The organism is Mucilaginibacter mali (genome assembly GCF_013283875.1).
GTDB classification, from domain to species: Bacteria; Bacteroidota; Bacteroidia; order Sphingobacteriales; family Sphingobacteriaceae; genus Mucilaginibacter; species Mucilaginibacter mali.
The window spans coordinates 479942-497657 of record NZ_CP054139.1 but is presented as its reverse complement, the minus strand read 5'-3'; the positions used below and the strand labels follow the sequence as shown (position 1 = coordinate 497657).

Here is a 17716-nt window from a genome sequence, read left to right as displayed (position 1 = left end):
TCTTAGTCAAAGTTTTTCTTTTATCGATCTACTATGTCATTGCGAGCGATAGCGCGGCAATCTCATAGGACATTGCGGTTATGCATAGTTCGCGGTTGCCGCGTCGCTACGCTCCTCGCAATGACAAAACTGCACTACGCTACGCTCTCTTCCTTCTTCGGCAGCGGATCAGCGTAATGCGCCAACCCAAAGTTATGCGTTGTAGCTTCGCCAGCGTGTGTTACGTGCCACTCAAACTCATCCCTGAAATGGCGGATGGCGCTGGCTACCGGCCAGGCTGCCGCATCACCCAGCGGACAAATGGTATTACCTTCTATCTTTTTAGAAACATCTACCAACAGGTCAATATCGCTCATTTTGCCGTGACCATATTCCAGGCGGTGCAGTACTTTCTCCATCCAGCCGGTACCCTCGCGGCAAGGCGAGCATTGGCCACAGCTTTCGTGGTGATAGAAACGGGCAAAGTTCCAGGTGTTGCGAACGATGCACTGATCTTCGTCATAAGCGATGAAACCACCCGAACCCAGCATGGTACCGCTCACAAAGCCACCATCAGCTAAGGATTCGTAGCTCATCAGGCGGGCTTCGCCATTAACGGTCTTCAGGAACAGGTTGGCAGGCAATATCGGTACCGATGAGCCACCGGCAACAACAGCCTTCAGGCGTTTGCCATTAGCTATACCACCGCAGTATTCGTCGCTATATAAAAATTCTTCGGCCGATAAACCCAGGTCTATTTCGTAAACACCCGGTTTGCGCAGGTTACCACCAGCCGATATCAGTTTGGTACCTGTGCTACGGCCAACGCCTATCTTGGCATACTCTTCGCCGCCATCGTTAATGATGGGAACTACCGCAGCTATCGATTCAACGTTGTTCACTACCGTTGGGCAACCATACAGACCAGCAATAGCCGGGAACGGCGGTTTGATACGCGGGTTACCACGTTTACCCTCCAGCGATTCTAACAAGGCGGTCTCTTCACCGCAGATGTAGGCACCGCCACCTGGCTGTACGTACAGCTCCAGGTCGTAACCGGTACCCAGTATATTTTTACCCAAAAATCCGGCAGCTTTGGCTTCGGCAATGGCTTTTTCCAGTATGCGGATCTGCGGCATCATTTCGCCGCGAACATATATGTACGATGTATTGGCACCCAGCGCAAAGCTCGATACGATCATCCCCTCAATTAAAGCATGAGGGATGTAGGTCATCAGGTAACGGTCTTTAAAAGTGCCCGGTTCCGATTCGTCGGCATTGCAAACCAGGTAACGTGCTACGCCCTCGGGTTTAGCCAAAAAGCTCCACTTCATACCGGTAGGGAAACCCGCGCCGCCGCGACCGCGTAAGCCCGACTTTTTCACTTCCTCTACAATATCGGCAGGGGCAAGCGTTTTCAAAGCCTTTTCAACAGCGCGATATCCGCCCTTTTGGCGATAAACATCAAAAGTGTTGATGCCCGGTACGTTGATATGTTCTAATAATAATTTGCGTCCCATCGTTACGCTGTTTTTTTAATTTATTTTACCTGTCATGCTGAACTTGTTTCAGCATCCCACTCGCATTTGCCTGCCGTGTGGGATCCCGAAACAAGTTCGGGATGACCATTTGATTTTTAATTCTTCGCTTTTGCTTTCAGATCGCCAATTAACTGATCTACCGATTGCTCTGTTAAATTTTCGTAGAAAGTATATTCAGGGCCTATCTGTAAAACAGGGGCGTAACCGCAGGCGGCTAAACACTCCACACCTCTCCAGCTAAATAAGCCATCAGCGGTAACTTCACCTTCTTTAACACCCAGCTTGTTTTCAATGTAGTCCATTATTTTGCCGGCACCAACTATCTCGCAAGGGCCGGTACGGCAAACTTCTAATACATATTTGCCTTGCGGGCGCATAAAGTACATGGTATAAAAAGTGGCTACTTCGTAAACTTCAATAGGTAATATCTCTAAAAAAGCAGCAACGTTGTCCATAGCGGGCACGCTCAGCCAGCCATATTCGGCCTGCACCAGGTGCAGTATAGGCAGCAGCGCCGATTTTTGTTTACCCTGCGGATAACGGCTTACTATATCGGCAAATTTAGCGGTCAGTTCGGCGCTAAAGGTTACCGGTTCATGTTGCTGGGTAGTATCTTCAACTCTAAGCATCTAACTCTCCGGCTATAATGTTTAAACTACTCATGTTAATAATGGCATCGCTTAACAGCATGCCGCGGCTCATTGGCGCGTACATCTGGTAATTGATAAAGCTTGGCCTGCGGAAATGCAAACGGTACGGGGAGCGGCCGCCATCGTTAACCAGGTAAAAACCCAGTTCGCCGTTGGCACCCTCTACCGAGTGGTATACCTCGCCAACCGGGGTTTCCACCTCGCCCATCACTATTTTAAAGTGATAGATCAGCGCTTCCATGTTGTTATAAACTTCTTCTTTCGGCGGCAGGTAATAGGCCGGCACATCAGCGTGGAAGATGGTCGGGTCTTCTTTTTCTACCAGTTTCAGGCATTGCTCTATCATACGCATGCTCTGCTTCATTTCCTCGTTACGTACCAAAAAGCGGTCGTAAACATCGCCAGTAGTACCTACGGGTACTTCAAAGTCAAGGTCTTGGTATGATGAGTACGGGTTCATGGCTCTCACATCATAATCTACACCGGCAGCACGCAGCAGCGGGCCTGTCCAGCTATAGCTTAGCGCAGTTTCGGCAGTAACCTCGGCCACACCTTTGGTACGGTCGATAAAGATACGGTTACGGTTGAAAAGGCTCTCGAATTCGGCCAGTGCAGGCGGGAAATCCACTAAGAACTTGCGTGTCTTGCGGAAAAATATCTCGTTGAAATTGCGTTCAAAACCGCCTATACGGCCCACGTTAGTGGTCAGTCGCGATCCGCATATCTCTTCATATATCTCATAAATAGCCTCACGGAATTCCATCATATAAAGGAAACCCGTAAAAGCGCCGGTATCCACACCCAATACACCGTTACATACAATATGGTCGGCTATACGCGCCAGTTCCATCACGATGATACGCATGTAATCAACACGTTTTGGTAATTGTATGTTCAGCAGTTTCTCTACCGTCATGTGCCAGCCCATATTGTTAATGGGCGACGAGCAGTAGTTCAGTCTGTCGGTCAGCGGGGTGATCTGGTAGAACGGGCGGTGTTCGGCAATTTTTTCAAATGCCCGGTGGATGTAACCAATGGTTGATACACCGCTTACAATACGCTCGCCATCCAACTGCAACACATTTTGGAACACGCCGTGCGTGGCCGGGTGCGTTGGCCCCAGGTTAAGGGTAGAAAGTTCGCTTTGCGGATCGTTGTCTGTAAATACAGGGTGGTTATGCATTTGTTATCTTCCGAAAAAGTAATCTTTTTTATCAACACGGTTAGGGTCTTCCAGCGGGAACTCGCGTCGCATCGGGAAAACCGTCATGTCGTCAACATTTAATATTCTTCTCAAATCGGGATGACCGGTAAAGTCAACGCCAAAAAAATCGTAGGTCTCACGCTCCATCCAGTTGGCACCATCCCACAGCACGGTGGCGGTAGGCACATGCACATCACCATCGGCAACAAATACTTTTATGCGTATGCGGATGTTGTTTTGCAGGCTGTGCAGGTGATAGATCACGCCTATCGCTTTCTCCCTTTCAGGATAATGGATAGCAGTGATATCTGTAAGGAAGCCGAATTTTAAAGTGGCATCATTTTTCAGAAAGCTAAGCAGATCGATGATCTGTTCGCGACCGGTCTCTACGGTAAGCAGGCCGTAAGGTTCGCCTTCTGTTTTTACGTTATCGCCAAATTTAGCGGCGATAGCTTCGATGATCTGTTCGTTACTGATCGTGCTCATTTACTGGATACCGTATGATGCTAATAATTTCTGATATTCTGGCGTATCGCGGCGACGGCGCTCTTCGGTCTGTACCAGCTTCTGGATCTGCATAAAACCGTCGATAATGGCTTCGGGGCGTGGCGGGCATCCGGGAACGTAAACATCCACCGGTATCACCTCATCTATACCCTGCAAAACCGAATAAGTATCAAATATACCACCGCTTGACGCACAGGCACCAACAGCCATTACCCAACGTGGTTCGGCCATTTGCAGGTAAACCTGGCGCAGTACCGGGCCCATTTTTTTAGATATAGTACCCATCACCATCAGCAGGTCGGCCTGGCGTGGCGAAAAGCTTAAACGCTCGGCACCAAAACGGGACAGATCATAGTGAGATGCCATAGTAGCCATAAATTCGATACCGCAGCACGAGGTGGCAAATGGCAGTGGCCATAACGAGTATGAACGGGCTAAACCCACCGCTTCATCAAGCTTTGTGGCAAAAAAGCCCTGGCCTTCTACACCTGCGGGGGCGTTAACAATTTGAATATCACTCATTGTTATTGAACAAATAAAGCCGTCAGTGCTAAAAAACTGACGGGCAAATTTACAATAATTAAACGTTGTTAAAAGTACACTATGATAAGGCGAAGATATTTAGAATCAGTCTAAACAATCTTAGCTCAGCCCCCTCTAAATCTCCCCCCAAAGGGGGAGACTTCAAAAGCCCTCTCCCCTGGGGAGGGTTTGGGTGGGGCTAATTAATCCCAGTCCAGCGCTTTCTTTTTCAGGATATAGATGAAGCCCAATAACAGGGTAGCCATAAAGATGAACATCTCTACCAAACCCTTCACACCCATCTCCCTGAAGTTCACCGCCCACGGATACATAAATATTACCTCCACATCAAAAAGCACAAATAATATAGCCACCAAAAAGTACTTGATAGATATAGGCGTACGCGCGTTACCAACCACTTCCACACCCGATTCGAACGGGGTCAGTTTATCTTTAGTTTGGCGCTTAGGCCCCAGGTAGTGCGTGGCAAACATGGTGCCAACGGCAAAACCGGCGGCTACCAGCATTTGTATAATAATTGGCAAATAGTTAATTGCCGTGCTTTGTGCTTCCATGGGCGCAAATATAGTAATGTACTTTTTATAAAAAAAGCTTCCCGGGATGGTTACCGGGAAGCTTTTCCATTTGTATCTAAATTGATAGTTTTTACTTGGTTGTCTTAGCCGCAGGTTTGCGCGAGAAGTACGCTACTACCTGTTTGTTAGCCGGATCATACTCTTTAGCCTTTGTATAAGCCTCCAAAGTTTTAGCATCATCCTTGTCCTTGTATTCATAAATCGCAGCTAAATAAGCATACGCTTCTGCAAGATCTCTTTTATCCACATCGGTTAATGCCGGTTTAGCTGTTATAAGAGATATCAGCTGTTCGTAATAAGGCTTAGCCAAACCCTTAATATTATTACGGTCTAAGTCCTTCATATCCGCAATATAAGCCCTATACTGTACAGCAGCCGCAAATGGTTTGCCTAATTTTATACTTACAATGGCAAAACCGGTATCAGCCTTAGTCAATAAGGCGCTATCTGGTTTTGAGCCTTCTGGTGCACGCGTAAACGCTGAGAAGTATGCCCTTGCTTGCAAAAACTTATCCTGCAGGGTGCTTTTGTGCGACTTATCAAAATAATCCTGATAAGCTTGTGCGCCCTCTAAGTATTTTTTCCTATCCAAATCACTTTTAGCTATCTCTAAAAACACATCGGCCTTAGTTGTATCCATCTGGTACGCTTTCCTTAAGTTAGCAATACCTAAAGTATCTCCTGCACCTAACTGCGCTTTACCTAAAACCAGGTAATCGGTAGCCAGGATACGTTTTTCACCGGCAGCGCTAATCCATTTGTTTAAAGCTGATATAGCTGCAGGATAATCTTTATTCTCTGAAGCCGAATAGCCTAAGTAACGGTAAACACGCAGGTTACTGTTGGCATACTTACTTAAGTTGGCAGCAAGTTCCTGCAGGGCTTTAAAATCACCGGCATTGTACAGGAAGTCGGCATAACGCAATTGCGATTCTAACGACATGTCTGTCAGACTAAGGTACTTTTTGTAGTATTCCACACCTTCCATTACTTTTTCTTTAGCAACTTTCAGTTCGTTTTTAGCCTGGCGCAGGTCAGTTTCAGCCCACTCACGATAAGCAGGGCCGTAGTTAGGATCGATAGCTAAGGCAGCTTTAAACTGGTTAGCAGCCGATTCCCAGTTGTTGGCCAAACGCCATAAAACACCTTCAGCCACGTTAGCGGTCAGCGATTTGGGATCGGCACCCAGCGCGTCTGAATAGTTTTTGTAAGCCTCGCTGCTTTTTAATTGCGATACATAAGCATCACCTAAAGTTACCATCAACTCGGCATCTTTTACCTTAGTGTTAACGGTTTTACCTTTTTCCAATACAGCAATAGCCGCGTCGGCATTGGCCTGGGTTACAATGTTAGCAGGCGGAACCATCAGCAGGTAAGCCTTACCTACATACAGGTATGGTTTAGTATCCTTACCGGCATTGGCCAGGGCCTGGTTAAAGTTACTGGTTGCACCGGCCTGGTCTTTATCCAAACGGGCCACCGCGCCTAAACCAGCGTAGTTAAGGGCTGTTTTGGGATTAATGGCAATGCCTTTGTTAAAGGCAGTTTTTGCAGAATCAGCATAATCCTGTTTAATGTATACCCAACCCAGGTAAAACCAGTTCTCATCGCTGGTTGGTTGTGTTACAGTCAGGTTTTTAAGCATCGTTTTAGCTTTCTGATATTGTTCGGCGTCAATAGCTTTTTTGGCGTCGGCAAGACTCTGCGCAAAAACTGATGAACCTATAAATACCAGTGCCGTTACCGACATCGCTACTCTTTTAATCATTTTCATGGCTCTATTTATAGTTTTAGTTTATTCTTTTACAATGTTAATTTCTCTGCCAGGCATTATCTCCGGCAATAAGCCCGATTTTAGTATGATCCGCTGGCCCCTGTCGCTTAATAAAAACGACGCAAACCCTGATCCTAAACCCTGCCTGCCCGTACAGTTAATAATATACAACGAGCGGGTAAGCGGATATTGTTTTAGAGACAAAGTCTCCTGCGATGGTTTAGTAAACCCAATGTCATCTTTCCGCTTATCATCCTTCACACCCATCAGCTTTATTTTTGCAACCGCGTCGGCATAATCCTTATCCGGGTCGTTTAGCCAGGCAAAGCCTGTAATGCCAATTGCGCCGGGATGTTCGCTTACATAACGTATCACATCCTTATTTGATTTCAGGGCGTATACATTCTTCGCGGTCAGCTCCTTAGTGCCTGCCAGATCTTTAAGGTAGCGCACCAGGCTGGAGTTGGGGTTATCAAAAACAACATTTTTCCCCGTTTTTGATTCGCCACGCAATATTGCCTTCAATTCAGATACGGTTATCGTCGTATCGTTTGATGTTTTATTTACGATCAGCGCTATGGCGTCGACGGCAAATTTGTTCGCATCGGCCGGCAAAGTATGGGCTTCCATTATCTTGGCCTCATCCGCTGTTAAATTTCTTGTCATGATAGCAAACGGTATGCTATCGTTCAGCAAAAGCCTTAGTACTTCGTTCTCTGTTTTATACAGTAAGCGCGGCTTTGCCTGTGGGTACGATGATGTAAAAATATAAGCTTCCTCATCAATGATAGGTGCGCACGATTCATCTATTAAAAAATCGGCTGTACCTGTCATAAAGGTGTCTTTACTAACCTTGCCCCTGTCTTTACATGCCGGCATTAATGCTGTTAATGCCAGGCTTAAAACAATAAGCGCTACACCTTTTATCTTATTCATTCAAGTTCTTCTTAAATATCAGTCTCGAACTGCGCAATATGGCATAAAGTATACATATAACGCCAAACCCGATCCTGTTGTATGCTTCAAGATGCATAGCCGTGGCCAGTTTATCCCAAAACAATATCATTAGCCCAAACGTGGTGATACTCACTAACAGGGCAATTCCTAAAATGAGCAAAAACCGCCTTTGAGGCGATTTTTGCTCACGTTTATAAAAATAAGACATTGATATTCTTATTGTTCCGCTAAAGTGAAGCTAATTGGAACAGTATATTGCTGACGAACGGCACGGCCGTTTTGCATACCTGGCTTCCATTTTGGCGAAGCCTTGATAACGCGTACTGCTTCCTCATCGCAACCGCTGCCAATACCGCGTATCACTTTAATATCGGTTAAGCTACCATCACGTTCAACTACGAACTGAAGGAACACCTTACCTTGTACATTGTTTTCGCGGGCTACACCCGGGTAACGGATGTTCTTGCTCAGGTAAGCACCAAACTTCTCTAAACCACCAGGGAACTCAGCGCTTTGCTCTACCGCGGTAAAGATCTCGTTGGTATCCTCGGTTACCGCTTTGGTATCAGAGTTACCTACAGGCTCGTCAATACGGATAGCTGCGGTTGGGTCACCCTTCTGATCTTTCGGGCCCGGATCTGCCACCTTTAAATCCTCAACGGTTGGCGGATCTTTTTCTTTCACCTCGTTATCGGGTTTTACTACCGGAGGTGGGAAACGTACCTGGTCTACCTTCGGTTTTGGTGGTTCCGGAGGTGGCGGAGGTGGTTTCTTGGTTTCATCAACTGGTGGCGGCGGTTTAAGCGTCACCTCAACAATTTTAACTTTTGGCGGGGCTTTTGGAATAAAGCCTTTGATCTTGTTTATAATGGTTGGTGCTGAAACGGCTACAATGAATAAAAGCAGTGTAATTAAGAGCGCCTTAACGGTGCTTTTAGGATTTTGCTTCCTTAACTCGTATGCTCCGTAACTTTTGTTCCTGCCATTAAAAACAATATCAAGCCATTCTGGTTTCAGGATATCTAATTTTGAACCTAACATGGTATAATATTTTTGTTGTTAATTATTGAACGACTAAAGATATAGTTTATTATTGAAATAAACAACTAAAATCTTAGTTTTATTTTTAGTAATTACCGTCCCTTTTCAAAAGTTCCACTTCACTTGGTAAAATATCAACAATGGCCCTGATCTCGATGTTTGCGATATTCAGCTCATCCATAATATCTACCGTGTTTTTGTACACCGAGTGGTCGCTTGGTTTAACCAGTACGATCATACGCTGGCCGCCAGACTCCTGTGCTATCTTTTGTTTCAGTTCAACCAGAGTTTTACGGATGCCCTCTTTACCAAAGTTATCGGTAGTAGGTGCAGTGCCCTGGTATGGTTTGCCGGGCAAACCACGGTACCACTCTATCTTGTTATTTTTTCCTAACAGAATAGTAAGCGTACGCGATTCCGGAACCGGCTTCTCGTCCTTTTTCTTCTCGTCTTTATCTGGCATGGTCAAGTCCATCGCTTTGGGCTTGCTCAGGGTGGTAGTAAGCATAAAGAAAGTTACCAGCAAGAAAGCCAAATCCACCATCGCTGTTAAGTCAACACGGGTCGATTTCTTCTTGGTTCTTACTTTCCCGCCTTTTTTCCCACCCCCGCCGGAGGTATCTAATTCTGCCATCTTATTATTTTAATGCGGATTTAACGTTAGTGATTAACGCGAATTTGTTAACTTTTTGCTTTTGCAAAGCCTTTATCATCATCGCAATGGTTGGATACTCTTCCTTGCTGTCGCCTTTAATAGCTATTTTCAGTTCCTTTTGGTTAAGGTTGGCATTCACTTTACGGGCTTCGCGCACCCAGTCATAAAACTGGCTGGTTTCGGTAGTATCGATAGGGATACCGGGCTGAACGTAGTTCTTTTTATCTTCCGCGCTCAGGGCCAGGAATTGCTTCAGGTTATTGATATCCACACCAAACGAGTTAAGCGCCACAAATTGGTTAACTTCTGTTTGGGTAAATTCAATTTTGTATTTAGCACCCATTTGCTTCAATAACTCCTCGCGCACTTTAGGGCCTTCCACACCAAAAAATACTTTCTTTTGGCCTACGGTCAGCACGGCAACATCCGATTCGGGCAGCTGTTCGTTTATGGTTGATGCTGGCTGATCAACCGGTACAGGATCATCTGTACGGGGTTTTGCTGTTAATATAAAGAAAGTAAGCAGCAGGAATGCAACGTCGCACATGGCTGTCATGTCTATCGCCGTGCTCTTTCTTGGAATCTTTACTCTTGGCATAATGCTGTTTAATTAAATAAAAAATTAGTGAGTTTGGTATAGTACCCGCCCCTTAGGCCGGGTACTAATTATGCACTAAATTTTATTTGTTTTTGTGAGACGCAGCAAATGTTTGTACGATGCTAAAGCCGGTTTCGTCGATAGCGTAGGTCAGGCTGTCAATTTTTGATGTAAAGATGTTGTACATGATGATTGACAGGGCCGAAGTACTGATACCTAAAGCGGTATTGATAAGCGCTTCAGAGATACCTACCGCAAGAGCTGACTGGCTTGGAGCACCAGAAGCACCCAGCGCAGCGAATGCACGGATCATACCGGTTACTGTACCTAACAGACCCAACAGTGTACCGATAGATACCAGGGTAGCGATGATAGTTAAGTTTTGCTCTAACATTGGCATTTCCAAAGCGGTAGCTTCTTCAATATCTTTCTGGATAGCCAAAGTTTTCTGGTCAACGTCAAGCGTTTGCTCCGCTTCCATTTCCCTGTATTTCTTTAAGCCCGATTTGATTACGTTAGCAACCGAACCTTTTTGCTTGTCGCACTCTGCAGAAGCTGCTTCGATGTTACCCTGGTTCAGGAACATTTGAATTTTGTGAACGAATGTAGCAACACTGGCCGAGCCTGAAGCTTTGCCGATAACTACGAAACGCTCGATAGAGAAAACGATCAGCATCAGGAACATGGTCATCAGAACCGGTACAATTGGACCACCACGGTGCACAGTACCAAAGTAATCAGATGGTTCGCCGTGCTCAACGTCGCCGCCTTTGTAGTGACTTGGATCGCCCAAAATGAACAGGAAGATCAGGATCGCGATAACAAAACAGATAGGAATTACCAGGGTAGCGAAAATGCTTGAACCTGAGCCGCCTTCTTTCTTTGCAGGTGTAGTAGTTGGTTTTGGTGCGTTTGCCATTACTTTAAAATTTAGTTTTTAGTTTTTGTTTATATGTATAAGTTAATTAAATGTGCGCTTTATGCGAATAACAAATTTATAATTTTATTAATATAAAAAAATCGTATCTGCTATTATTAATAATTTTTTAATACGCCGTTTTGTAAAGTTTGCAATTTGCAAGCTTATTTAAACGGTATTAAACAAAAAAATTGTCTCTGTTACAGACAATTTTTTACAATGAAAACTAAATTTTTTTTAATTAGCAAGACTATAACATAAAAATGTGTGTAACTAAACTGATATAGTAACCGCAGGCCCCGCGTTTAATATTTCGGCGGTGCTGTATTTGGCGTACTGTTCAAAGTTCTTTACAAACAAGGCAGCCAGTTCGCTGGCGCGTTCGTCATACTCATCAGGGTTAGCCCAGGTTTTACGGGGGTTAAGTATATTATCGGGTACGTGAGGGCAACTTAACGGGATATTTACATTAAATATATGGTGCGGTTCAAAATGCACATTGTCCAGCTGTCCGTTTAGCGCGGCGGTAATCATGGCGCGGGTATATTTAAGGCGCATGCGCTTGCCGGTACCAAAGGCCCCGCCGGTCCAGCCGGTATTTACCAGCCATACGTTTACATCGTGCTCTTTTATTTTATGCCCCAGCAAACGGGCATAGGTAATAGGGTGCAGCGGTAAAAACGCCTTACCAAAACAAGCAGAAAACGTAGCTTCAGGGTGCACCACGCCGTGCTCGGTACCGGCTACTTTGGCGGTATAGCCCGATATAAAGTAGTACATGGCCTGCTCGGGCGTTAGTTTTGATATGGGTGGCAATATGCCAAAAGCATCAGCCGTTAAAAAGAAGATATTTTTTGGCGATGCCCCGATAGATGGGATAACCGCGTTATTAATATAGTTAAGCGGATACGATACGCGGGTGTTCTCGGTCTTCTCTACATCGGCAAAGTTTACGCGGCTGGTACCTTTATAAAAGTTAATATTCTCCAGCAGCGAACCAAACCTGATGGCGTTAAATATCTGCGGCTCGCTTTCGGCTGTAAGGTTTACGCATTTTGCGTAGCAGCCCCCCTCAAAGTTAAAGATACTGTAATCGCTCCAGCCATGCTCGTCGTCGCCTATCAGGTTACGTTGCGGATCGGCGCTTAGGGTGGTTTTGCCGGTGCCCGATAAGCCGAAGAATACAGCTGTATCGCCCTCGGGCCCCACATTGGCCGAGCAATGCATCGACAGCACCTTTTTATCGTGCGGCAAAATAAAGTTCAGTACCGAGAAGATCCCTTTTTTGATCTCGCCGGTATAACCGGTACCCCCTACCAATATCATTTTCCTGCTGAAGTTAATGATCGAGAAGTTTTCCTGCCGGGTACCATCAATCGCCGGATCGGCCATAAAACCGGGCGCGGCTATAACAGTCCACTCGGGCTTGCTTTTCGCATCAACCACCTCAGGGCGAATAAATAAATGGTGTACAAACAGGTTTTGGTAAGCTGTTTCGGTAATTACGCGTACATCTAAATGATATTTTTCGTTAGCGCAGGCACAGGCATCGCGCACAAAAAACGGGCGGCCGCTCAGGTAAGCGGTCATCTTATTATATAAGGTGTCAAACTTAGCGGGGTCGAACTTAATATTCACATCGCCCCACCAAACGGTGTTACGGGTAACATCGTCTTCAACTATAAAACGGTCTTTAGGGGAGCGCCCGGTAAATTTGCCGGTATCAATAGCTAACGCGCCGCTGTCGGCCAGGCTGCCCTCGTTCCTTTTTAAGGCGGCTTGCACCAGTTGCGCTGGCGTTAACTGATAAAATACTTCCTCTGCCCCACCCAGGTTCAGGTACCCCAGGTCAGGTAGTTGGTTTAGAACTCTCTTCATTAAATTGGCTTATAATTATTATGCAAACATAGCAATTTTGATAGCACAGTTGGAAGCAAAATAAAAGAAATATTTTAAATATGTAGATTTTACACTAACGTAATTAACTGATTATAAATATTTTATATTTAGTCATTAATACACTAAGGGGTATCAGCAACATGCCAGTTATAATCATTAAAATAATGGCAAAATATGGCAATGCCTGCGGCCCGGGCTATCCGTTGCAAGTCCTCGCCTTTCCCCGGCACCATCCCCCGCGCGCTCCGGGCTTTCCACTGCTATCCCTATTGCGGAATGTCTGAACCGCTGATTGTCTTGAACCGTGATTAAACGGATTTAGAGGATAACAGGATTTGTAAAAACATCAGCGAAATCAAAAAATCATAAAAAAATCAGCGGTCAAAAATCCTGCTGACATAGGGCTGTCATTAACGCATGGTTCCTTTGTATCATCACAAACAAAAAACAAATACATTATGAACCTGATTGAATTCTTTTTAAGCGGTTTGGAGCAGGAAGCCCAGATCACCCGTAAAATGCTGGCCATAGTACCTAACGATAGCTACAACTGGCAGCCACACCCAAAAAGCATGACCGTAAGCCAACTGGTAAGCCACATTGCCGAGATACCGGGTTGGATAAACATTGCATTGACTACTACCGAACTGGATTTTGCCACCGAGGAAAAGCCAACTCAATTCACCAATACCGCCGACGCGATGGCCTGCCTTGAAAAATGCTTAGCCGAATCGAAGGCGCAACTGGAAGCCGCAACCATGGAAGACCTTGATAAACCATGGAGCATGCGCAGCGGCGACCAGGTGTACTTCACCCTGCCGGTATCTGAAGTGATCCGCATGTCGTTCTCGCAGTTAACACACCACCGTGCGCAGCTGGGTGTATTCTTGCGCCTGCTGGATGTGCGCATCCCGGGCAGCTACGGCCCAAGCGCCGATGAGATGATGGAAGAGGTATTTGGTTAATCGCCCTTACTGCTATTCTCCCCAATGTTATTTCGACGAATAGAGCAGGTGCTGTGTGGGGAGTGAGTAGAAATCTTATACGATGTGCCTATCGCGCTTATAAGATTTCTCCTCACGCAAACGCTCAAGCCAGTCCTTGTTCGTCGAAATGACAAGCTGGTACACCTTCTTAAGCCCTCTCCTTCGGAGAGGGTTTGGGAGAGGTCCGCACCTTCTCATAATACTTACAAAACCCCGTCAACGGACAAATATCGCATTTAGGGTTGCGGGCCACGCAAATGTAGCGGCCATGCAGTATCAACCAGTGGTGGGCAATGGCAATAGTATGTTTAGGAAGATATTTAATAAGTTGCTTCTCAACCGCCAGCGGCGTTGTGGCCTTACTGGTCAAGCCAATACGGTTGGCTACCCTAAACACATGCGTATCAACCGCCATAGCGGGTATATCATAAATTACCGAGGCGATAACATTGGCCGTTTTGCGGCCCACGCCCGGCATTTTTTGCAGTTGGTTTAAATCGGATGGCACTACGCCGCCAAACTCCCCTATCAGCATTTGGGCCATGCCTACCAAATGTTTAGCCTTATTATTAGGATAACTAACGCTGCGGATATAGGTAAAAACCTCTTCGGCCGTACTTAAAGCCAGGCTTTCGGGCGTAGGGAAACGATCGAACAAGGCCGGGGTTACCTGGTTGATGCGCTTATCGGTACACTGTGCCGAAAGGATAACCGCCACCAATAACTCGTATGGATTGGTATAATGCAGTTCGGTAACCGGATTGGGGTTATGTTCTGAAAAGTATTCTACGAACAGCCGGTAGCGTTCTTGTTTAAGCATGTGCGAATATAGTTAATGATCTGCATTGTGGCGCGTACTCACCCCGACTACGCTACGCTGGTCGACCCTCTCTTCGCTGCGCGAAAAGAGGGCAGGAGTATCGAATAACCCGTCCCCTCTTTTGCCAAAGGCAAGAGAGGGTGGTCAAGCGCAGCGATGACCGGGTGAGTGACCGCGCCGCGGCCTAAGCCTCGAACCGCTCCTTCAAAAACCTACCTGTATACGAATCTTCCTTTTTAGCCAGATCTTCGGGCAAACCTTCAAAAACTACTTTACCCCCGTTATCGCCGCCTTCGGGACCGATATCTATCACCCAGTCGGCGCTTTTTATCACGTCCATATTGTGTTCAATAACAATAATGGTATTACCGTTATCTAACAGCGCATCGAACGATTTCAACAACTTTTTAATATCGGCAAAATGCAGGCCAGTGGTCGGTTCATCAAAAATGAACAGGGTTTTGTGGGTATTATTACCCTTTACCAGGAACGATGCCAGTTTGATACGCTGCGCCTCGCCGCCCGACAGCGTGTTTGATGATTGCCCCAATTGCACATAGCCCAAACCTACGTCAACCAGCGGTTTTATCTTGCTGATGATCTTTGGTTCTTTTTTAAAGAATTCCAGCGCTTCGTCAATGGTCATGCTCAGTACATCGGCAACATTCTTTTCGTTATACTGCACATCAAGAATGTGCTGCTTGAAACGTTTGCCGTTGCACGATTCGCAGGGCAGAAAGATATCGGCCATAAACTGCATCTCTATCTTCACCTCGCCCTCGCCCTGGCAAACATCGCAGCGGCCACCCTCCACATTGAACGAGAACGCCGATGGTTTTAATCCAGCAGCTTTGGCAGCCGGCTGCGCGGCGAACAGGTTACGGATCTCGTCCCAGGCCTTTACATAAGTAACCGGGTTAGATCGCGATGAGCGGCCGATCGGGTTCTGATCTACCAGTTCCACCTGTTCTATTTTATTGTAGTCACCCTCAATGCTATCGTAGCTGCCGGTCTGCTCGCCGGTATAATTGCCCAGTGTTTTTTGCAGTGCAGGCGCCAATATGCGTTTCACCAAACTGGTCTTTCCCGAGCCTGATACACCTGTTACCACGGTAAATGCCTGTAGCGGGAACTTCACGTTCACATGCTTCAGGTTATTTTCGCGGGCACCTTTTATCTCTATATAGTCGCTCCATTTGCGGCGCTGGGTAGGGATGGCTATCTGCTCTTTACCGCTCAGGTACTTGCCGGTAAGGCTGTCGTCGTCTTTAATGATCTCTTCATAAGTGCCCGAAAAGCACAGTTCGCCGCCATGGGTACCTGCCGCCGGGCCAATATCGATCAGGTAATCGGCCGCTTCCATAATTTCTTCTTCGTGTTCAACCACCAAAACGGTATTACCCACATCGCGCAACGATTTTAACACGGTGATCAAGCGCTGCGTATCGCGCGGGTGGAGGCCGATGCTTGGCTCGTCCAACACATATACCGAACCTACCAAACTACTACCCAACGAGGTAGCCAGGTTAATCCGCTGCGATTCGCCGCCCGAAAGCGTGTTTGAAAGACGGTTCAGCGTAAGATAACTTAAACCTACATCGTTCAGGAACATCAGTCGGTTATTGATCTCGGTAAGCAGGCGCTTGCCTATCTTCTCGTCATGCGCGCTCAGTTCAACTGTTTTAAAAAACTCCAGCGCCTTATCCAACGGCATCAGTACAATATCGGTAATACTTTTACCGGCAATCTTTACATACGATGCATCCTGGCGCAGGCGGCTGCCCTTACACTCGGGGCAGGTAGTTTTACCACGATAGCGCGACAGCATTACGCGGTATTGGATCTTATAGGTCTGCTCTTCCAGCTCTTTAAAAAAGGCATCCAAACCGGTGAAATACTGGTTACCGCGCCAAAGCAGGCGCTGCTGATCTTCGGTTAACTGGTTATACTGGCGATGGATCGGGAAATCGAACTTAATGGCGTTTTTCACCAGGCGGTCGTTCCACTCGCGCATTTTTTCGCCGCGCCATGGGGCTATCGCGCCATCGTAAACACTTTTACTTTTATCGGGGATCACCAGATCCTCGTCGATACCGATCACTTTGCCATAGCCCTCGCACCTTTTGCAAGCACCATAAGGGTTATTAAAGCTGAAGAAATTGGCCGAAGGTTCTTCAAAACGGATCCCATCCAGTTCAAAGCGGTCGCAGAAGAAAGCCTCACCTAAATCCTCTCCAGAGGAGAGGACTTCAGAAGCTTTATTTCCTAACTCCCTCTCCCCTGGAGAGGGCTGGGGTGAGGCTTCGGGACGTTCATAACGCACATAACAATCCCCCTTACCTTCAAAGAAAGCGGTTTGTGCAGAGTCTGCCGCACGACTGAGTGTTTCGTCCTCGTTGTTTTTAACAATACGATCGACAACAATCTTCACCTGTTCGGCAGTGGCATTGTTGGCTACCGACTCATCTTCCAGTATGGTTTCTATCCGCGCCAGCGAACCATTCAGTTCTACACGGATAAAACCTTTTTGCAGCAGTACCGCCAGTTCTTCCTTCAGGCTGCGGTTATTATGCGGATGCAGCGGGCACAGGATGGTTACCTGGGTTTCATCGGGTTGCGCGGCTATGAAATTCACTACATCGGTCACCGTATCTTTTTTCACCACATTGCCCGATACGGGCGATATGGTTTTACCTATGCGCGAGAACAGCAGCTTCAGGTAATCGTATATCTCGGTAGATGTACCAACGGTAGACCGCGGGTTGCTGGTAATTACCTTTTGCTCGATAGCGATGGCCGGGGCTATGCCTTTAATATAATCAACATCGGGCTTATTCATACGGCCCAAAAACTGGCGGGCATAGCTGGATAAACTTTCCACGTAGCGCCTTTGGCCCTCGGCATACAAGGTGTCGAAAGCCAGCGACGATTTGCCCGACCCCGACATGCCGGTGATCACCACCAGCTTGTTCTTAGGGATGGCCACATCCATATTTTTAAGGTTGTGCACCCTGGCGCCTTTTATAATAATATGTTTTTGCGGATCTTTTTCTGCTTGTTTGCTCATT

16 protein-coding genes are annotated in these 17716 nt (G+C 46.6%); 1 reads left to right on the top strand and 15 read right to left on the bottom strand.

Annotated elements, in window-relative coordinates:
• Positions 1 to 134: 134 nt before the first annotated feature.
• The 13 genes from nuoF to pckA all read right to left on the bottom strand — a co-directional run bounded on the left by nuoF (position 135) and on the right by pckA (position 12821).
• Positions 135 to 1499 carry an NADH-quinone oxidoreductase subunit NuoF gene (nuoF, locus tag HQ865_RS02200; RefSeq protein ID WP_173413316.1) on the bottom strand — a complete coding sequence of 455 codons (1365 nt, stop codon included), beginning with the start codon at positions 1497 to 1499 and terminating at the stop codon, positions 135 to 137.
• A 116-nt stretch (positions 1500 to 1615) separates the two neighbouring features.
• Positions 1616 to 2149: an NADH-quinone oxidoreductase subunit NuoE family protein gene (locus HQ865_RS02195; protein WP_173413315.1), complete on the bottom strand. Its 534-nt coding sequence runs from the start codon at positions 2147 to 2149 to the stop codon at positions 1616 to 1618.
• Positions 2142 to 3353, bottom strand: coding sequence for an NADH-quinone oxidoreductase subunit D (locus HQ865_RS02190; RefSeq protein WP_173413314.1), 1212 nt, complete (start codon positions 3351 to 3353; stop codon positions 2142 to 2144). Before HQ865_RS02190 ends, HQ865_RS02195 begins: the two co-directional genes overlap by 8 nt.
• Positions 3354 to 3356: 3 nt before the next feature.
• Positions 3357 to 3860 (bottom strand): NADH-quinone oxidoreductase subunit C, encoded by a 504-nt coding sequence (locus tag HQ865_RS02185; protein WP_173413313.1) that lies wholly within the window; start codon positions 3858 to 3860, stop codon positions 3357 to 3359.
• Positions 3861 to 4403, bottom strand: a complete 543-nt coding sequence (locus HQ865_RS02180) for an NADH-quinone oxidoreductase subunit B (RefSeq protein WP_173413312.1) — start codon at positions 4401 to 4403, stop codon at positions 3861 to 3863.
• A gap of 203 nt (positions 4404 to 4606) precedes the next feature.
• On the bottom strand, positions 4607 to 4978 hold the full coding sequence (locus tag HQ865_RS02175; RefSeq protein ID WP_173413311.1) for an NADH-quinone oxidoreductase subunit A: 372 nt from the start codon (positions 4976 to 4978) through the stop codon (positions 4607 to 4609).
• A 91-nt stretch (positions 4979 to 5069) separates the two neighbouring features.
• Entirely contained in the window at positions 5070 to 6773 is a 1704-nt protein-coding gene (locus HQ865_RS02170; protein ID WP_173413310.1) for a tetratricopeptide repeat protein, read from the bottom strand.
• A gap of 21 nt (positions 6774 to 6794) precedes the next feature.
• Complete coding sequence (locus HQ865_RS02165; protein WP_173413309.1) at positions 6795 to 7709, bottom strand: PstS family phosphate ABC transporter substrate-binding protein; 915 nt, start codon at positions 7707 to 7709, stop codon at positions 6795 to 6797.
• 237 nt (positions 7710 to 7946) lie between these two features.
• Positions 7947 to 8771, bottom strand: coding sequence for an energy transducer TonB (locus HQ865_RS02160; protein ID WP_173413308.1), 825 nt, complete (start codon positions 8769 to 8771; stop codon positions 7947 to 7949).
• An 85-nt stretch (positions 8772 to 8856) separates the two neighbouring features.
• On the bottom strand, positions 8857 to 9405 hold the full coding sequence (locus HQ865_RS02155) for an ExbD/TolR family protein (RefSeq protein ID WP_173413307.1): 549 nt from the start codon (positions 9403 to 9405) through the stop codon (positions 8857 to 8859).
• A 4-nt stretch (positions 9406 to 9409) separates the two neighbouring features.
• Positions 9410 to 10024 carry an ExbD/TolR family protein gene (locus tag HQ865_RS02150; protein ID WP_173413306.1) on the bottom strand — a complete coding sequence of 205 codons (615 nt, stop codon included), beginning with the start codon at positions 10022 to 10024 and terminating at the stop codon, positions 9410 to 9412.
• 82 nt (positions 10025 to 10106) lie between these two features.
• The gene (locus tag HQ865_RS02145; RefSeq protein ID WP_173413305.1) at positions 10107 to 10943 is read right to left on the bottom strand and encodes a MotA/TolQ/ExbB proton channel family protein; all 837 of its coding nucleotides are present in this window, start codon (positions 10941 to 10943) and stop codon (positions 10107 to 10109) included.
• A gap of 273 nt (positions 10944 to 11216) precedes the next feature.
• On the bottom strand, positions 11217 to 12821 hold the full coding sequence (gene pckA, locus HQ865_RS02140; protein ID WP_173413304.1) for a phosphoenolpyruvate carboxykinase (ATP): 1605 nt from the start codon (positions 12819 to 12821) through the stop codon (positions 11217 to 11219).
• A gap of 479 nt (positions 12822 to 13300) precedes the next feature.
• Between pckA and HQ865_RS02135 the strand changes: the two genes are divergently transcribed.
• On the top strand, positions 13301 to 13807 hold the full coding sequence (locus tag HQ865_RS02135; RefSeq protein ID WP_173413303.1) for a DinB family protein: 507 nt from the start codon (positions 13301 to 13303) through the stop codon (positions 13805 to 13807).
• 169 nt (positions 13808 to 13976) lie between these two features.
• Here the strand turns inward: HQ865_RS02135 and nth are convergent, their stop codons facing one another.
• On the bottom strand, positions 13977 to 14648 hold the full coding sequence (gene nth / locus HQ865_RS02130) for an endonuclease III (protein ID WP_173413302.1): 672 nt from the start codon (positions 14646 to 14648) through the stop codon (positions 13977 to 13979).
• Between the two features lie 184 nt (positions 14649 to 14832).
• Positions 14833 to 17715 (bottom strand): excinuclease ABC subunit UvrA, encoded by a 2883-nt coding sequence (gene uvrA, locus HQ865_RS02125; RefSeq protein WP_173413301.1) that lies wholly within the window; start codon positions 17713 to 17715, stop codon positions 14833 to 14835.
• Position 17716 lies beyond the last annotated feature (1 nt).